At 41.2% G+C, this 16,401-nt stretch carries 11 protein-coding genes; 7 read left to right on the top strand and 4 right to left on the bottom strand.

Annotated elements, in window-relative coordinates; translation table 11 throughout:
- The first annotated feature begins 6 nt into the window (after positions 1–6).
- The gene (locus H6G77_RS11695; protein WP_190588239.1) at positions 7–834 is read left to right on the top strand and encodes an ABC transporter permease; all 828 of its coding nucleotides are present in this window, start codon (positions 7–9) and stop codon (positions 832–834) included.
- 348 nt (positions 835–1,182) lie between these two features.
- Positions 1,183–2,010, top strand: a complete 828-nt coding sequence (locus H6G77_RS11690; protein ID WP_190871626.1) for a GIY-YIG nuclease family protein — start codon at positions 1,183–1,185, stop codon at positions 2,008–2,010.
- Between the two features lie 87 nt (positions 2,011–2,097).
- On the opposite strand, the gene H6G77_RS11685 is transcribed toward H6G77_RS11690, so the two are convergent.
- From H6G77_RS11685 to H6G77_RS11670, 4 genes are all read right to left on the bottom strand, one after another.
- Complete coding sequence (locus H6G77_RS11685) at positions 2,098–2,301, bottom strand: hypothetical protein (protein ID WP_206758053.1); 204 nt, start codon at positions 2,299–2,301, stop codon at positions 2,098–2,100.
- Positions 2,302–2,423: 122 nt separating this feature from the next.
- Entirely contained in the window at positions 2,424–2,774 is a 351-nt protein-coding gene (locus tag H6G77_RS11680) for a DUF1257 domain-containing protein (RefSeq protein WP_015113818.1), read from the bottom strand.
- Positions 2,775–2,912: 138 nt separating this feature from the next.
- On the bottom strand, positions 2,913–4,427 hold the full coding sequence (locus tag H6G77_RS11675; protein ID WP_190588240.1) for an AAA family ATPase: 1,515 nt from the start codon (positions 4,425–4,427) through the stop codon (positions 2,913–2,915).
- Positions 4,428–4,513: 86 nt separating this feature from the next.
- Positions 4,514–4,867, bottom strand: coding sequence for a hypothetical protein (locus H6G77_RS11670; RefSeq protein ID WP_190588241.1), 354 nt, complete (start codon positions 4,865–4,867; stop codon positions 4,514–4,516).
- Between the two features lie 270 nt (positions 4,868–5,137).
- Between H6G77_RS11670 and H6G77_RS11665 the strand changes: the two genes are divergently transcribed.
- From H6G77_RS11665 to H6G77_RS11645, 5 genes are all read left to right on the top strand, one after another.
- Positions 5,138–5,668, top strand: coding sequence for a hypothetical protein (locus H6G77_RS11665; protein ID WP_190588242.1), 531 nt, complete (start codon positions 5,138–5,140; stop codon positions 5,666–5,668).
- 172 nt (positions 5,669–5,840) lie between these two features.
- The gene (locus H6G77_RS11660) at positions 5,841–6,995 is read left to right on the top strand and encodes an NAD-dependent epimerase/dehydratase family protein (RefSeq protein WP_062294327.1); all 1,155 of its coding nucleotides are present in this window, start codon (positions 5,841–5,843) and stop codon (positions 6,993–6,995) included.
- Between the two features lie 1,050 nt (positions 6,996–8,045).
- Positions 8,046–12,179, top strand: coding sequence for an amino acid adenylation domain-containing protein (locus tag H6G77_RS11655; RefSeq protein ID WP_190871624.1), 4,134 nt, complete (start codon positions 8,046–8,048; stop codon positions 12,177–12,179).
- Positions 12,180–12,453: 274 nt separating this feature from the next.
- Positions 12,454–13,590 carry a glycosyltransferase family 1 protein gene (locus H6G77_RS11650; RefSeq protein WP_190588244.1) on the top strand — a complete coding sequence of 379 codons (1,137 nt, stop codon included), beginning with the start codon at positions 12,454–12,456 and terminating at the stop codon, positions 13,588–13,590.
- 117 nt (positions 13,591–13,707) lie between these two features.
- On the top strand, positions 13,708–16,314 hold the full coding sequence (locus H6G77_RS11645) for a GAF domain-containing protein (RefSeq protein WP_190871623.1): 2,607 nt from the start codon (positions 13,708–13,710) through the stop codon (positions 16,312–16,314).
- Positions 16,315–16,401 lie beyond the last annotated feature (87 nt).

The raw sequence follows: 16,401 nt of genomic DNA, 5'->3' as shown, positions 1-16,401 counted from the left end.
AAGCAAGTGACAACTCAAAAAGTATTTCTCTGGGGAAAACAAGTTAAAACTACACAATTTCAACTTCTAGTGGCGGATAGTCTGACAATTTTTTGGGGAGAGTGGTTAAAATTGCGAGCCAGAATCACTCAAGTTGCCGCAACTGGTTTAATCTCACCACTAATATATATTTTGGCTTTTGGTTTAGGATTGGGTAGCTCAATTAGGCCAGGCTCAAGTGTGACGGGGAATTATGATAATTATTTAGAATTTATTCTGCCGGGGATGGTAGCTTTATCATCAATGACGATTAGTTTTGGTGGTACGACATTTTCCATTTGCGGCGAAAGGCTATTTAGCAAAACCTTTGAAGAGATGTTACTGGTTCCCATAAATCCTTTAGCTTTGCATATTGGTAAAATGCTGGCGGGAATTTTGCGGGGTTTGATGACATCGGGTTCGGTAATTTTAGTAGCACTACTGTTTACCGGAAATTGGAATTTTCTAAATCCGTTATTTTTGTTGTTGCTAGTGTTGAATTGTGCTGTATTTGCAGGGTTGGGGGTAATTGTTGGGTTAAGCGTGCGATCGCTCGAATCTGTGGGACTATATAACAACTTCGTAATTGTGCCGATGTCTTTCCTCGGTGCAACCTTTTTTGACCCCAGCACCTTACCAGTCGCATTGAAATGTGTAGTTTACCTATTACCTTTAACTTACGCCAGCACTGGTTTACGGGCAGTTGTTTACTCACCTTTATCCGAGTTTCCTTGGTACAGTATACCGATTTTATTAGTAGTGGCGATCGCTTTATCCTTGTGGGGTAGTTACAAATTTTCTCAGCAAAAAGATTGATAGGACATATTTTCAGGATAGTCATTTAAAGCGTTGCTGATTACGAGGATGATTTTTATCTCACACAAAGGCAAGGCGGCGCATTGGGCGGGTTTCCCGACTTGACGCGACTGCCGCGCAAAGGCGCAAAGAGCAAGAGTTTTAAAAGTGGAATTTTATAATTTCATCCCGCATTTATGCAACGCCTCATTTAATAAATCACAGCAACCCTGATTATCTTGACTATTTTTAGATTTGAGCCAAGTTTGATAGCAACTAAATTTCAAAACCTGAGAGTTAAGAGCATACATTTTGGGCAAACTAACCTAGTGGTCAAATTTTACGATCACTCAGGGAAAATAGATAATTATGAAGTTAAAGCTCAACTATAAAGAGATGCCACTCTTACCTTACATCCAACGGAAAGAACTACCAGCAAAACCTGGTATTTATTATATAGGTAATAGTGCTGTTCCAGTGATGTATGTCGGTCTTTCACGTAATTTAAAAAGCCGTCATATCAACCATCATCGCCAAGGGCAGTTTGAGGGTATTGAAAATGCTGTGATACGCTACCGTATATTAACAGAGAATTTTTTAGCTACAATCTCAGACTTAAGCAAGACTCTCAGAAAGTTGGAGAAGGATGCTATTGATTACTACAAACCACCTATTAACGACACACCTGTACCGAATCAACCAAAATTTACAACAGTACATGGCCCAACTTACATTCAAATTCATAAAGCTAAAGAGGCCGGCTATTGTACACATTTTGAAGCGGGAGATGGGGATGAACTGACCATTAACTCAAGTAGATTACCTCTAGTTACTAGAGCGATTGAAGAACAGCGTCCTATTTTCTTAATAGCATCTGGGTATTACAAAGATTATGAAATATCAGGTTATCCTCATCTTTCGGAATTAGTAGCCTATAAAAAGGACAGAATTTATCTTCTGATAAGTCGCTTTATTCCTTATGGATGTGAAGAATCTAATTGCTTTGGTTACGATTATGTTGTGTATGGGGGGAATTCTAAAATATTTTTCAATCCTTATATTATTCTTAACGGTAGAGCAGGATTTGACGAATTTAAAGGTAGCTATTTGAAATTGGGATTTACTAACTGCGAACGTTCTCCCTTTGTCAGTGAGTTGTTAAGCTTAGGTGATTTCAAATTACCTGCACCCCTCTAACACCTACACATGCCTATACCAGGTATGTGTAGGTGTTAATAGATTACATTAGACTAGCTGCAATAACAAAAATCTCATTCCCTGCCTTCACTGCGCCATCTCTGCTTTAATATCGGCTTCTAATTTCACTTTAGCTTCTTGAAATTCTTGCCCTAATTCAATTAATTCCTCTTCACTAATACATCCACGTATAGCCTCAAAAATTTCAATTTCTTCTTCTTCCACATGATGCTGAACTGCTTCTTTTAAATCACTTAATTTAGATTTAAACTCGGATGATTTAGTCTGCATAAAATTATCATCCATAAAAAAACAGGGCTGAGTTGATTCTCAGTCCCGAAATAAGCCAAAAAAAAGCGGGCTAACCGCTATATGGTTAACCCGTGCAGCTTTGGGAACGCGCAGAGAAATTACTATTGCAATACCAACTTAACGTTAGCGTTTTGCAAACCGCGCTGTTTTACTTCAGCCAAAGTTTTGTTGACTGCATATTTTTGATTAATAGAGTTGATTAACTCGGTTTGGTTGTGCTTTTTAGCAACGCCCCACAGGTCAGCGATGAGGTCGAAGGAACCATCGCTATTGCGAGACCAACCTAGATCATATTCGCCTTCCAAAACAGCAACGATGTCGGAACGTACACGCTGACCGTTATAACCGCGTACATCAGCTTCTGTCTTTACGGTAATACCCAAGTCGCGTAAAGAAGCTTTGAGGATTTCTGCATCGGTGATTTTGGTGCGAAGAGTGCTAAAGTGAGACATTTGGGTTTCCTCCAATGAGAAGATTGAGAAAAGAACAACGGTTTATCATCGGCAAGCCGCACTGAACAAGACGCGGCTTTTTCTCTCAACTGCTAGTTTATTCAACTAGCCTTTCCCCTGGGTTAGCAGGGAAAGCTTTTAGAACTCCATTCGCTGATATTCAGCAACGGAGGATGCGGCTGGTCTTGCTCGCTGTCTAGCCCAGTCTCTGAGGGCTGTTACCTGTTCTTGCATCGTGCGAGACAGTGGCAAGGTTGCTTTCAGTGCCGCAATAATATCTAGTTGGGTGAACTCACGGTCTTGGGCAAAGGCTTCATACATTGCCGCAATAATCGCTTGTTCAATTTCTGCCCCAGAAAAGCCATCCGACATCTTGGCTAGTTGCTCTAAATCAAAGCGGGAGATGTCTTCACGACGGCGCTTGCTTAGGTGAATATTGAAGATATCACGCCGTTCTTCTGGTGTAGGCAGATCCACAAAGAAAATCTCATCAAATCGACCTTTCCTCAAGAATTCTCCAGGTAAGCGTTCGACTCGGTTGGCTGTAGCCATGACAAACACTGGAGATTTTTTCTCTTGCATCCATGTGAGGAAAGACCCAAATATCCTGCTTGATGTGCCACCATCAGAGTCACCAGAACCAGCACTACCAGCAAAGGATTTGTCTAACTCGTCAATAAACAGAATCGCTGGAGAGATAGATTCTGCTGTTTTGAGGGCGTTACGCAGATTTGCCTCACTTCGTCCCACCATTGAGCCGTCATACACACGCCCCATATCCAAGCGTAACAACGGTAAACCCCAAAGCCGGGATGTTGTTTTGGCTATCAATGACTTACCGCAACCAGGTACACCTAAAATTAGCATTCCTTTGGGTTGGGGTAAACCATACTCTCTTGCTCTTTCGGTAAAAGCATTCGAGCGTTGCTTCAGCCATTTCTTTAATTCTTCTAAGCCACCTACACCATCAATGGTTTCATCTTCTTCGATATATTCTAAGATGCCATTGCGCCGGATTAGTTGCTTTTTCTCTGATAAAACTATATCAACTTCTTCTTCGGTTAGTCGTCCGGTGGTGACTTGGGCTTTGCGATATACTTTCTCAGATTCATCTTTGGTTAAACCTAAAGCGGCTCTGAGCAGTTTTTCGCGTGCTTCTGTTGTCAACCGTCGCCCACGATGATGATCTAAATGGGAAGTTAAAACTTTATTCAACTCCGCCATATCTGGAAGCTGGAAGTCTAATACTACTACTTCCTTCTCCAATTCTATGGGGACTTGGTGCATCGGCGACATTAAAATAATATTTTTTTGTTGCCCTTTAAAACTAGCGATCGCATCTCGCAACGATCGTGTTGTTGCAGGTGCATCAATAAATGGGTGTAAATCTTTAAGAATAAATATACCAGGCTCTTTTTGCCGAATTATCCAATCAATTGCCGCCTCTGGGGAAACTGTGTTGTGTTGGCTTACATTCCGGGGTTGACCATATTCCACTATGCCATGAGTTACTGTCCATACATAAACTCGGCGTTGGGGCTTTAACACTTGAGCGATTGTGGAAATTGATTGCTCTGCTCGCTCTTCCTCGGAGGTCACAAGGTAGATTAGAGGGTATTGAGCTTGAATTAAGATGTTGAGCTCTTCTTTCATACAATCGACCTACTTGAGACCTAATACTGTAAAGAACAGAATTGTAACGATGACTGAATTATGAATCAATTACTCATAATTCTTATCTAGCAAGGGACTAACTCTTCTTCACTCTTGGGATGGGTTGGCACTTCTTCGATTTCATCAATGGATATAGGCTCTTGACCAATCAATCCAGGCTGATGACCTAAAGCAACTAATTCCCCATCACGTAACGCAAGTGAACTTTCGCAAGTCGGACAGGAATAAACTCTGTGAGTTCTCCCGTAAGCAGAAGCTTCTAATTCTTCTACTAATTCTGAATTCGCCAAGTAGAAGTAGAGGGCGCGTTCGGCAAGCTCCGACATTGGCTCAGAATCAATTGCTGAACGGATCTTCAACCTTTTGTGCAGTTCTGGCGATATATAAAAAGTAACCTTTTGCTTAGTTTGCGTTTGCATATAACTCTTTGGCGGTCTTACCCGGGTATGTATATCACGTTATCGGCTCCTTGATTGCTTGTCAAGCTGGTAAAACGTTTTGACGGCAATTTCGTTACATTTATTTACATTGTTTTATGCCTGTTAAGGTAAGCTAAGTTATATTTAGAACAAAGCTAAAATTAGCTTAAATAGCAGTCAAATATTAGATAAAAGCTGGAATAATCTCGATAAAACTAAATAATTGCAAGACTTGTATAAACTCAGTGATATGGAAGAAAATATATTATTATGTTTATTTTTTCAGTGAAAACTGGTAGTAAATATAAAAGTTTTTATACAAATTGGCAAGCTGTGGCGAATGCGATCGCTTTATCGTTGCTGTTATCAGGATGCAGCCAACCTTTTAGGGTTGCTGACACTCAATGGCAGACTTATAAAAATTCCCGTTATGACTTTGAATTTCCCTATCCCCGCAATTGGACTGTGTTAGCAACTCCCGACAACGATGATGGTGTTGTCTTAGTTTCACCACGCAGTCAAAATGTGGAAATTAGAGGCTGGGCAAGCAATCTCTCACCAGAACCCAAAAATGCCATCCCGCCTAACTTTCAGACTACACAAGGAGTATCTGGGGTTTTGTTAGTAGAAGTTGGTCAGCAAGAAGGTTCGATGAAATTGACCTTAACTCAAGGTAAAGTTACCTATTACTGGCAGGGAAAAAGCCCCAGCCAAGAGTTTTCCAACTATTACCCGTTGTTTTATTACATAGCCCAGCAATATCGCATTTATAGGGAGTCGGGAGTCGGGAGTCGGGAATAGGGGAAGAAGGATAAAAAGAGTGAAGTATGGAATTTAATGCTTTCAGCTTATGTCTTTTGACAGATGACCAATGACTAATGACTAATAACTCATCACTAATCACTACTTTTGATGGTTGAGGGGGTACAGAAACCTGATAGATTTAGCTATCAGCGAGTAAAAACTGGTGAAAATGAAAGTCCTGGTTATTGGTGGCGATGGGTATTGCGGTTGGGCAACCGCACTTTACCTCTCCAATCGAGGTTACGAAGTTGGAATTTTAGATAGTTTGGTGCGTCGGCACTGGGATAACGAACTTGGGATCGCAACTCTGACTCCGATCGCACCGATTCAGCAACGTATCCAGCGCTGGCAAGATTTGACCGGCAAATCTATCGACCTATTCGTAGGCGATATCACTAATTACGAATTTCTGCAAAAAACTTTACATCAATTTGAACCAAATGCGATCGTGCATTTTGGCGAACAGCGTTCCGCGCCATTCTCCATGATTGACCGCGAACACGCAGTTCTCACCCAAGTCAATAACGTAGTTGGCACACTCAACTTGCTGTATGCCATGCGCGAAGACTTCCCCGACTGCCACTTAGTCAAGTTGGGAACAATGGGTGAATATGGTACACCTAACATCGATATTGAAGAAGGGTATATCACCATTGAACATAATGGGCGCAAAGATACCTTACCGTATCCCAAGCAACCTGGGTCAATGTATCACCTCAGCAAAGTGCATGATAGTCATAATATTCACTTTGCTTGTCGGATTTGGGGATTGCGTGCCACCGACTTAAATCAAGGCGTGGTTTATGGTGTCTTAACCGAAGAAACCGGAATGGACGAACTGTTGATTAATCGCCTAGATTACGATGGTGTATTTGGGACAGCATTAAACCGCTTCTGTATTCAAGCTGCCATTGGTCATCCTTTAACGGTGTATGGTAAAGGTGGGCAAACTCGCGGATTCTTAGATATTCGGGATACAGTGCGCTGTATGGAATTAGCGATCGCTAATCCTGCTGAACCTGGAGAATTCCGCGTATTCAACCAATTTACCGAACTATTTAGTGTGGGTGACTTGGCATTAATGGTCAAAAAAGCAGGTAACGCCTTGGGATTAAATGTTGATATCAACAACATAGATAACCCCAGAGTTGAAAAAGAAGAACATTATTTCAACGCCAAAAATACCAAACTGCTTGACCTCGGCTTACAACCTCACTACCTCTCAGACTCGTTACTTGATTCACTGTTAAACTTTGCAGTTAAGTATCAACAACGAGTCGATAAAAAACAAATTTTGCCGAAAGTTTCTTGGCATAGAAATTAGGTGAAAACTGTATGAGGTTGGTGACAGAATCTTATCTCAATCAAATCTCTTGCTGGCCTCAAACTGGTCGTCATATACTAGCGCAGTATGACGACCAGACAGTTGTAGTTTATCAGCGAAGCGCAGCGCAAGCATGATAGGCAGGGAGTAGGGAATGGGGAGTAGGGAGTAGGAAAGAAGCCTGATCTGGTTGTACTGATTTTTTTCCAAATCAAAAAATTATGAGTCCTATATCGTCTAGAAAAGGTGAAAGCCTTCTCGAACAGTAGCAATTGCAATAACAATTATGTAATTAGGGGCTTGCAGAAAATAAATTATCCAATTTTCGAGCGAGGGTATTTTTCTTTTTCCCCTGCCCCCTGCCTACACAATGATAGTATATTTTTTTAATTGGAAGCCCCTTACTAAGCTCCTCTATCGCTACGCTCGTAATGACAATTTAAAGGGTATATCAAGTCTGAAACCCTTGTAAATAGTAATTGTGTGTACGCCGTGAATACGGCGTTTTTATGTTAGGCAATATTTCGCCAATGGTATCCGTATTTCGTATTAATACCATATTGGCGACCAATCAACGGTCAAAAATATCAACCTTATTATTCAAAATTACGTAAGATTAATTTTATCTTTATATTTTCTTCTTAAGATTTTGATTATTCTTCATTATTTTTAGACAGATCAGAAAATACTACTTAGTAAATTCTAGTGAAAGTTATTGAATTTACCAATTTCTGATTTGCATAAGTTATCAGCCTTTGCTTAGGGTATTGACAGCACTGTTGAAGTAAGTGAGGTACACCATGCGTATTAAGTAATGAGTAATAAGCAGTGAGTAATAAGTAAATTTCTGACTCATTACTAATTACTTTTTTCAATCAGTTGCTGTAGCTCATAAACATTGGGTCTGTTGTATTTAGGAGGCATCTAGATATCTTATGGTAATCATTCATTAATTGGTAGAGAAAGCAGAGGATTTAAATCATCTGATTCTCAATTTGAGAATGACACTTTAAAAATCTTTGTTCCCTAGAAACTAGTTAGATAAACAAAATGAAAGTAGTAACTGTAAACAAATCATACCAGCTTTCATCTATACAACAAGGAATGCTATTCAACAGTCTAGTTGCTCAAAACTCAGGAGTGGATATTGAGCAGATAATCTGTTTAATACATGAAAAAATTGATGTTTTGGCATTTCAAAAAGCATGGCAGAAAGTTGTAGAACGACACGCAGTTTTGAGAACTAGTTTTGATTGGGAAACCGGACAAGAACCTCTACAATGTGTGCAGCAGCAGGTAAAAATTTCCTTAGAACAGCAAGATTGGTGTGGCTTGTCTGATACAGAACAATCAACTAAATTGCAAGTTTATCTACAAAGCGATCGCACTCTTGGGTTTCAGTTAAATACCGCCCCATTGATGCGTCTGGCATTATTTCAGTTGAGAGAATCTGTCTATCAATTTGTTTGGACTTTTCACCATGTTTTGTTAGATGGTCGCTCTTTGTCCATCATCATTAAAGAAGTTTTCACCTTTTACGATGCTTTCTGTCAGGGTAAAGACTTACAACTACCCCAACCTCGTCCTTATCAAGACCACATTGCATGGTTACAGCAGCAGGATTGGTCTAAATCAGAAAGTTTTTGGCGGGACTTGCTCAAAGGTTTTACCGCACCCACGCCTTTATTAGTAGACTCAAACCCTGGTGAGAAAAAGGGTTTTGGCGAACAAGCAATTCGACTATCAGCAAAAACTACAGTGATGTTGCAGTCTTTAGCAAAACAACATCAAATTACGCTAAATACTTTAGTACAAGGTGCTTGGGCTTTATTGCTCAGTCGTTATAGTGGCGAGTCTGATGTTGTGTTTGGGGCGACAAGAGCCTGTCGTCATTCCTCTGTAACTGGGGCAGATTCGATGGTAGGATTGCTCATCAATACTTTACCAGTGCGAGTCAAGGTGTCAGGAGAAAAACCGCTTTTGACTTGGCTAAAAGAATTGCGATCGCAGTGGGTAGCGTTACGAGACTACGAACACACCCCCTTAACCAATATTCAAAGATGGAGTGATGTTCCTGGCGGTACACCTCTGTTTGATAGCATTCTGGTATTTGAAAACTATGAATTGAATTCTGTTTTGCGTTCTCAAGGTGACAGATGGCAAAACCTGGAGATAAAACAAGAAGAACAAACTAACTTTCCCCTGACATTGGTTGGCTATGCAGAGTCAGAACTGTTATTGAAACTCAAATACGACCAAAACAAGTTTGATGATGCCAAAATCCGTCGAATGCTGGGACATCTTCAAACTTTATTGTCCAGTATGGCGACTAATCCTTGGCAGTGTTTAGGAGAATTACCACTCTTGACGACAGATGAAAGACAGCAAATGTTGATGGAGTGGAATAATACACAAACAGATTTTGCAGAACAACTTTGTATTCATCAACTGTTTGAGGCGCAGGTAGAGCAGACACCAGACGCTATAGCCGTTGTTTGTGGACAAGAACAACTCACCTACAAAGAGTTAAACTGGAGAGCTAATCAGTTAGCCCATCACCTCAAGCAACTGGGTGTCAAACCAGGGGTGTTAGTGGGTGTATATTTAGAGCGATCGCTAGAAATGATTCCGGCTGTCCTAGGGATTTTGAAAGCTGGCGGCGCGTATGTTCCACTAGAACCCAGTTTCCCTAAAGCACGCATTCAATTATTGCTGTCTTCTCTGCAAATTAACTGTCTAGTCACCCAAACTTGCTTGTTACCTAGTATTCATGCGTTAGAACTGAGCGCACTGCAACATTTAATCTGTTTAGATAAATCTGCACATAGTAAATTTTCCCCTACACCCCTACACCCTCATACCCCTACACCCTCTATTTGGCATCGTTCCTATCTAGATTTACTGCCCACAGAAAATTTACCAACATCTGCAAGTTCTGATGATATCGCCTATGTGATTTTTACCTCTGGCTCTACGGGTACACCCAAAGGGGTTGTAGTTCGTCATCAACCAGTAATCAACTTGATTGAGTGGGTGAACAAAACCTTCAATGTTAATGCTAACGACAGAGTTCTATTTATCACATCCTTATGTTTTGACCTGTCAGTTTATGACATTTTTGGACTATTAGCCGCAGGTGGTTCGATTCGGGTTGTATCTAGCCATGATGTCCGAGATCCAGAAGCTTTACTACACATTCTCTGTCATGAGCCGATTACCTTTTGGGATTCTGCGCCGCCTGCACTACAACAACTGGCTGGCTTTTTCCCCAAGGTTCAAGCAACTAATTGTCATCCCCAACTGCGGTTAGTATTTATGAGTGGTGATTGGATACCAGTCACCCTACCAGATTTACTGAAAACCACCTTTCCAGGGGTTGAGGTGATTAGTTTGGGTGGTGCAACGGAAGCAACTATTTGGTCTAATTATTATCCCATCGGCAAAGTCGAGCCGCATTGGAAGAGTATTCCCTATGGCAAACCCATCCAAAACGCTCAATATTACATTCTCGATGATTACCTCAATCCCTGTCCTATTGGTGTGACTGGAGAGTTATATATTGGTGGAGAATGTTTAGCCTCTGGCTATTTAAATCAACCGGAACTTACAGCCCAAAAATTTATTCCCAGTCCCTTTGGCAATTCCAAACTATACAAAACTGGGGATTTAGCCCGTTATCTCAGCGATGGGAATATTGAATTCCTCGGACGAATTGACCATCAAGTTAAGATTCGCGGTTTCCGTATCGAGTTGGGAGAGATTGAGAGTGTACTCACACAACACGAATCTGTAGAAGAAACTGTAGTTATAGCCAGAGAGGATGAGCCAGGAAATAAGCGGTTAGTGGCTTATGTGGTGGTAAATGATGAATCTAAACCTAATATGAATGAATTAAGGCGGTTTCTGCGAGAGAAACTACCAGAGTATATGATTCCATCTGCCTTTGTCGCGATCGCCAAAATTCCTCTGACTCCCAATGGTAAGGTAGATCGCCGCGCTCTGCCCATCCCCGACCAAAGACCAGAATTAGAAAAAGCCTTGATTGCGCCGAGAAACACCATAGAAATTGAGTTAGCGCGAATTTGGTCAGAGGTTTTAGGTATTCAATCAGTTGGAATTAGAGATAATTTCTTTGAATTGGGGGGAAATTCCCTACTGGCGGTGAAATTATTTACACAAGTTGAAAAGGCATTTGGTCAAAAACTCCCCCTCGCTACCTTATTACAATCACCAACCATAGAGCAATTAGCTAACATTCTCAGCCAATCAAACACAAAAACTTCTTGGTCTTCTCTGGTGACAATTCAGCCTGGTAGTAGTGCGAAACGTCCTTTATTCTTGATTCACGCCCTTGGTGGTAATGTGATTGGCTATCAAACTCTAGTACGTTATCTGGGTACAGAGCAACCCGTGTATGGCTTACAAGCACAAGGACTTGATGGCAAACAAGCTCCCCACACCAGAGTTGAAGACATGGCCGCTCACTACATCAAAGAAATTCGCACCGTTCAACCTCATGGCCCTTATCTTTTGGGCGGCTTCTCTAGTGGGGGGACAATTGCTTATGAAATGGCGCGTCAGTTAGTTGCTCAAGGCGATCGCGTGGCTTTATTGGCAATGTTTGATACATATAACCCCAGCTTATATATCAGTCATCCTTCGCTATTGCGGACATTGTATGTCTACTGGCTTACCCTATTGCGACTGCCATCTGTAGATAGAAGAAACTATGTTCTCGCCAAAGTGGATTGGTTTAAATCCATGTTATTAGGGAAACACAGTAGCAAATTCGACTTATGGAACGAACATTCTTTCACTGACGATGCCAACCCTTACAATATGGCACTAATAGAAGCAATCAAACAAGCAACAATGGCAGATTATGTAGTCAAATCCTACCCTGGCAAGGTAACTTTATTTACCACCAAAGAAGTTTTGCGATGGTGTCAGTTCAAACCCTGTAGAGGCTGGAGTGCAATGGCTAAACAAGGGGTAGAAATTCATGAAGTTCCTGGTACACATTTAGGTATGTTGGGAGAACCAGGTGTGCAGATGTTAGCTGAAAAATTGCGGTTTTGCTTAGAGGAAGCACAAGCAGATCATCAGGTAGTATCACCAAAGGCTGAGAAGATGCGGTGGATACTTCAAAACCAAGATTATCGAGTATTTGAACATCAGCATTGATGTAATTAGGGTATTGGGTATAAGGGTGTGTGACGTAAGGTTTTTAGATACATACACACGCCACTTGGCTCAAGTTGGGAAACCCACCCACGCCAGTGGCTCCCCTGTACCCCTACACCCTCGCCAAAACCCTTGATTCTTCGTTTTTATGGGTAAGTCCTATATATTTCTCACCGTACACAATTGATTCCGCTACGAGAAACAGTTTACTCTGTTGTAGAACCTGAAATTCAACAGCAGTTGAGATTACCTGCGTGGACTGAAGAATTTTTGTATGAGAATAGCCCTATTCACCGAAACCTTTTTGCCGAAAGTAGATGGCATAGTTACACGTCTACGCCATACAGTTGACCATCTACAGCGTGATGGAAATCAAGTTTTAGTGATTGCCCCAGAGGGTGGAATCACGGAACATAAAGGAGCGAAAGTTTACGGCATTAGTGGCTTTCCTTTGCCTCTGTATCCAGAGTTAAAAATGGCACTACCCCGCCCAGCCATTGGTTATGCTTTAGAAGAATTCCAGCCTGATATTATTCATGTTGTAAACCCTGCTGTTTTAGGATTATCAGGCATTTTTTATAGCAAAGTTTTGAAAATTCCCTTAGTAGCTTCTTACCATACCCATTTACCGCAATATCTCCAGCATTACGGCTTAGGAATGTTAGAAGGCTTGTTGTGGGAATTGCTCAAAGGCGCTCATAATCAAGCATTGTTAAATCTTTGTACCTCGACAGCCATGATGGAGGAATTGTCATCACATGGCATTGAAAGAGTAGACTTGTGGCAGAGGGGCGTAGATACAGAATTATTTCATCCTAATTTAGCCAGTTTAGAGATGCGATCGCATCTTTCCCAAAACCATCCCGAAAGTCCCTTATTATTGTATGTTGGTCGCTTATCTGCCGAAAAAGAAATTGAACGCATTAAACCAATTTTAGAAGCAATTCCCCAAGCGCGATTGGCTTTAGTGGGAGATGGCCCCCATCGCCAAGCCTTAGAAAAACACTTTGCTGGAAGCAACACCCATTTTGTTGGCTATCTCATGGGACGTGAGTTAGGTTCTGCTTTTGCGAGTGCTGATGCTTTTATTTTCCCTTCCCGCACAGAAACTCTGGGGTTAGTCTTATTAGAAGCAATGGCCGCTGGTTGTCCAGTAGTTGCTGCCCGTTCTGGTGGCATCCCTGATATTGTTACAGATGGTGTGAATGGATATCTTTTTAACCCCAAAGCAGACATTCAAGATGCGATTTCTGCTACAATTCGCCTCTTGGAAAATCAGCAAGAACGAGATATCATTCGTCAAAATGCTCGTAAAGAAGCAGAAAAATGGGGATGGGCAGCGGCCACACGCCAGCTGCAAGATTACTATCACAAAATAGTCTCAGTAAAACAGCCAACAGCAGCAGTTTAAATGCAGGATAGGAATTGTGGGGCATTTCTGCTCCACGATTTTCGGAACGATTAACGATAGATAAAAGCACAATCTCAGCTTTAAATCTAAAATCTAAAATCTAAAATCTAAAATTCCATGACTCTTCCCAACCCTGGTAGCGTCTTGGCTACATTAACTGAACTCACACAAGTTAATCGCACCCACGCCTTACTACGTCGTGTCAAAGACCTTTCTGTTAACGAATTTGTCTGTCTACTTGATTTTATAACGGCTGAGTTCCAACAATTTCTCAGAGCCATTGAATTAATTAATAATGAAGCTCTAGAAACAATGTTGGAAAAGGTACTAGAAGCCATTACCTTGAAAATTGGTCAAATTCTCCAAGCTGAACACACAGCAATTTTTTTAGTTGACTATGATAAAGGTCAACTCTGGTCAAAAGTTCCCCAAGATAATAGTCAAAAATTTTTAGAAATTAGAACGCCAATTAATGTTGGCATTCCTGGGCATGTAGCGAGTACAGCCCAATATTTAAACATTGCGGAAACTGCAACACATCCTTTATTTAGTCCAGATTTAGAAAAACAAATGGGCTATAAAATTCGCAATATTTTATGTATGCCTGTTGTTAGTAGTAAGAGTCAAACTGTTGCTGTTGTGCAACTGGCAAATAAAGAAGGTAATGTGCCTTTTAATCATGAAGATGAAGAATCATTCCGAGATTTTGCTGCTTCTATTGGGATTATTTTAGAAACTTGTCAATCCTTTTATGTAGCAGCCCGCAATCAACGAGGCGCAACAGCATTATTAAGGGCGACTCAAACATTAGGGCAGAGTTTAGACTTAGAAGCAACTTTGCAAATAGTCATGGAACAAGCCCGAATTTTGATGCAAGCAGACCGGAGTACGCTGTTTTTGTATCGCAAAGAAATGGGTGAACTTTGGACAAAAGTTGCAGCCGCAGCATCGCCCACAGACTTTCTTGAAATTCGGATGCCGGCAAATCGGGGAATTGCTGGTTATGTAGCATCAACAGGAGACGCATTAAATATTCCTGATGCTTATAAAGACCCACGTTTTGACCCCAGTACAGATAGAAAAACTGGCTATGTAACGCGGAATATTTTATGTTTACCAGTGTTTAATTCTGCTAATGAATTAATTGGGGTAACTCAGCTAATTAATAAGCAAAAAGGCAGTTTTAGCGCCTCTGATGAAGAGTTTATGCGAGCTTTTAATATTCAAGCAGGCATAGCATTAGAAAATGCGCGGCTGTTTGAAAATGTCCTGTTAGAGAAACAGTATCAAAAAGACATTTTGCAAAGTCTATCTGATGCTGTAATTTCGACTGATATGATTGGTCGAATTGTGACAATTAATGATGCGGCTTTAGAGTTATTGGGTTGTCCTTTGGCTGATACTAATAACAAAAGCAATAAATTATTGTGGGAGCAAAATTTAATCGGGCGCTTTGTGTGGGAAGTAGTACCCATTGAAAATTTGCAAATGCGCTTAGAAGACAGTTTGACATCGGGCGCTAGACATTATGTTCCAGAACAAAGTTTGATGGTGGGGCTATATCAAGCATTGACTTTAGACGGGCGAGTGAATAGTGACAATCAAGACTCAGCTTTGCAAACTGGCACAACTCATCAGTTGATTTTAACAGTCCGCGATCGCAATAACCCTGACCTTTTCATTCCTTGGAATTTACTGTTAACTCCTCCATCCCAATTAATCCCCGCTAATCAAGTAGAACAGTTAGAACGCAGTATTAATTTGACTGTAAATCCCCTCACCAACCCAGAAGGGGGAGTGAGAGGCGGTTTAGTAGTTCTAGAAGACATTAGCCAAGAAAAACGCCTGAAAACCACAATGTATCGTTACCTGACTCCCCATGTTGCAGAACAAGTCATGGCTTTGGGTGAAGATGCTTTGATGGTGGGTGAACGTAAGGATGTGACTGTCTTATTTTCTGATATTCGTGGCTACACCACTTTGACGGAAAATTTGGGCGCAGCAGAAGTTGTATCGCTGTTGAACCAATATTTTGAAACAATGGTGGAAGCGGTTTTTAATTATGAAGGCACTTTAGATAAATTTATTGGCGATGCTTTAATGGCTGTGTTTGGTGCGCCTTTACCAATTACAGAAAACCATGCTTGGCAGGCGGTACAATCAGCCTTAGATATGCGCCAACGTCTGCAAGAATTTAACCAACGGCGAATTATTCAGGAACAACCACAAATTCGTATCGGGATAGGGATTAGTTCTGGGGAAGTTGTTTCTGGTAATATTGGCTCTCACAAACGTATGGATTACACCGTGATTGGCGATAGTGTAAACTTAAGCGCCCGTCTAGAAGCGGTCACGAAAGAATATGGCTGTGATATTATTTTGAGCGAATTTACCTACCAACTTTGCAGCGATCGCATTTGGGTGCGGGAGTTAGATAAAATTCGCGTTAAGGGTAAAAACCAAGCTGTGAATATTTATGAGTTAATTAGCGATCGCAATACGCCTTTAGATGCTGATACCCAAGAGTTTTTGTTTCACTATCATAACGGCCGGGCTGCTTATTTAGCAAAGGATTTTGCCGGGGCGATCGCTAGTTTTACCGCCGCAAAACACCTCCGCCCCAAGGATCAAGCCGTAGAAATTCATCTAGAACGCGCCCAAAATTATCACCAAACACCACCGCCAGATTCCTGGGATGGTGTTTGGACAATTGTCAGCAAATAAATACCCAAATTTTTTAATTTCTGATTACAAAAGCTTTTTGATATTCCTGAATCAGTGAGATGCTGGCAAGCAGTCACGACAAGATAA

Origin of the sequence: Aulosira sp. FACHB-615, from assembly GCF_014698045.1 — a bacterium.
GTDB lineage: Bacteria > Cyanobacteriota > Cyanobacteriia > Cyanobacteriales > Nostocaceae > Nostoc_B.
The sequence above is the reverse complement of the archived record's forward strand: the minus strand, read 5'-3'. Positions and strand labels throughout refer to the sequence as shown.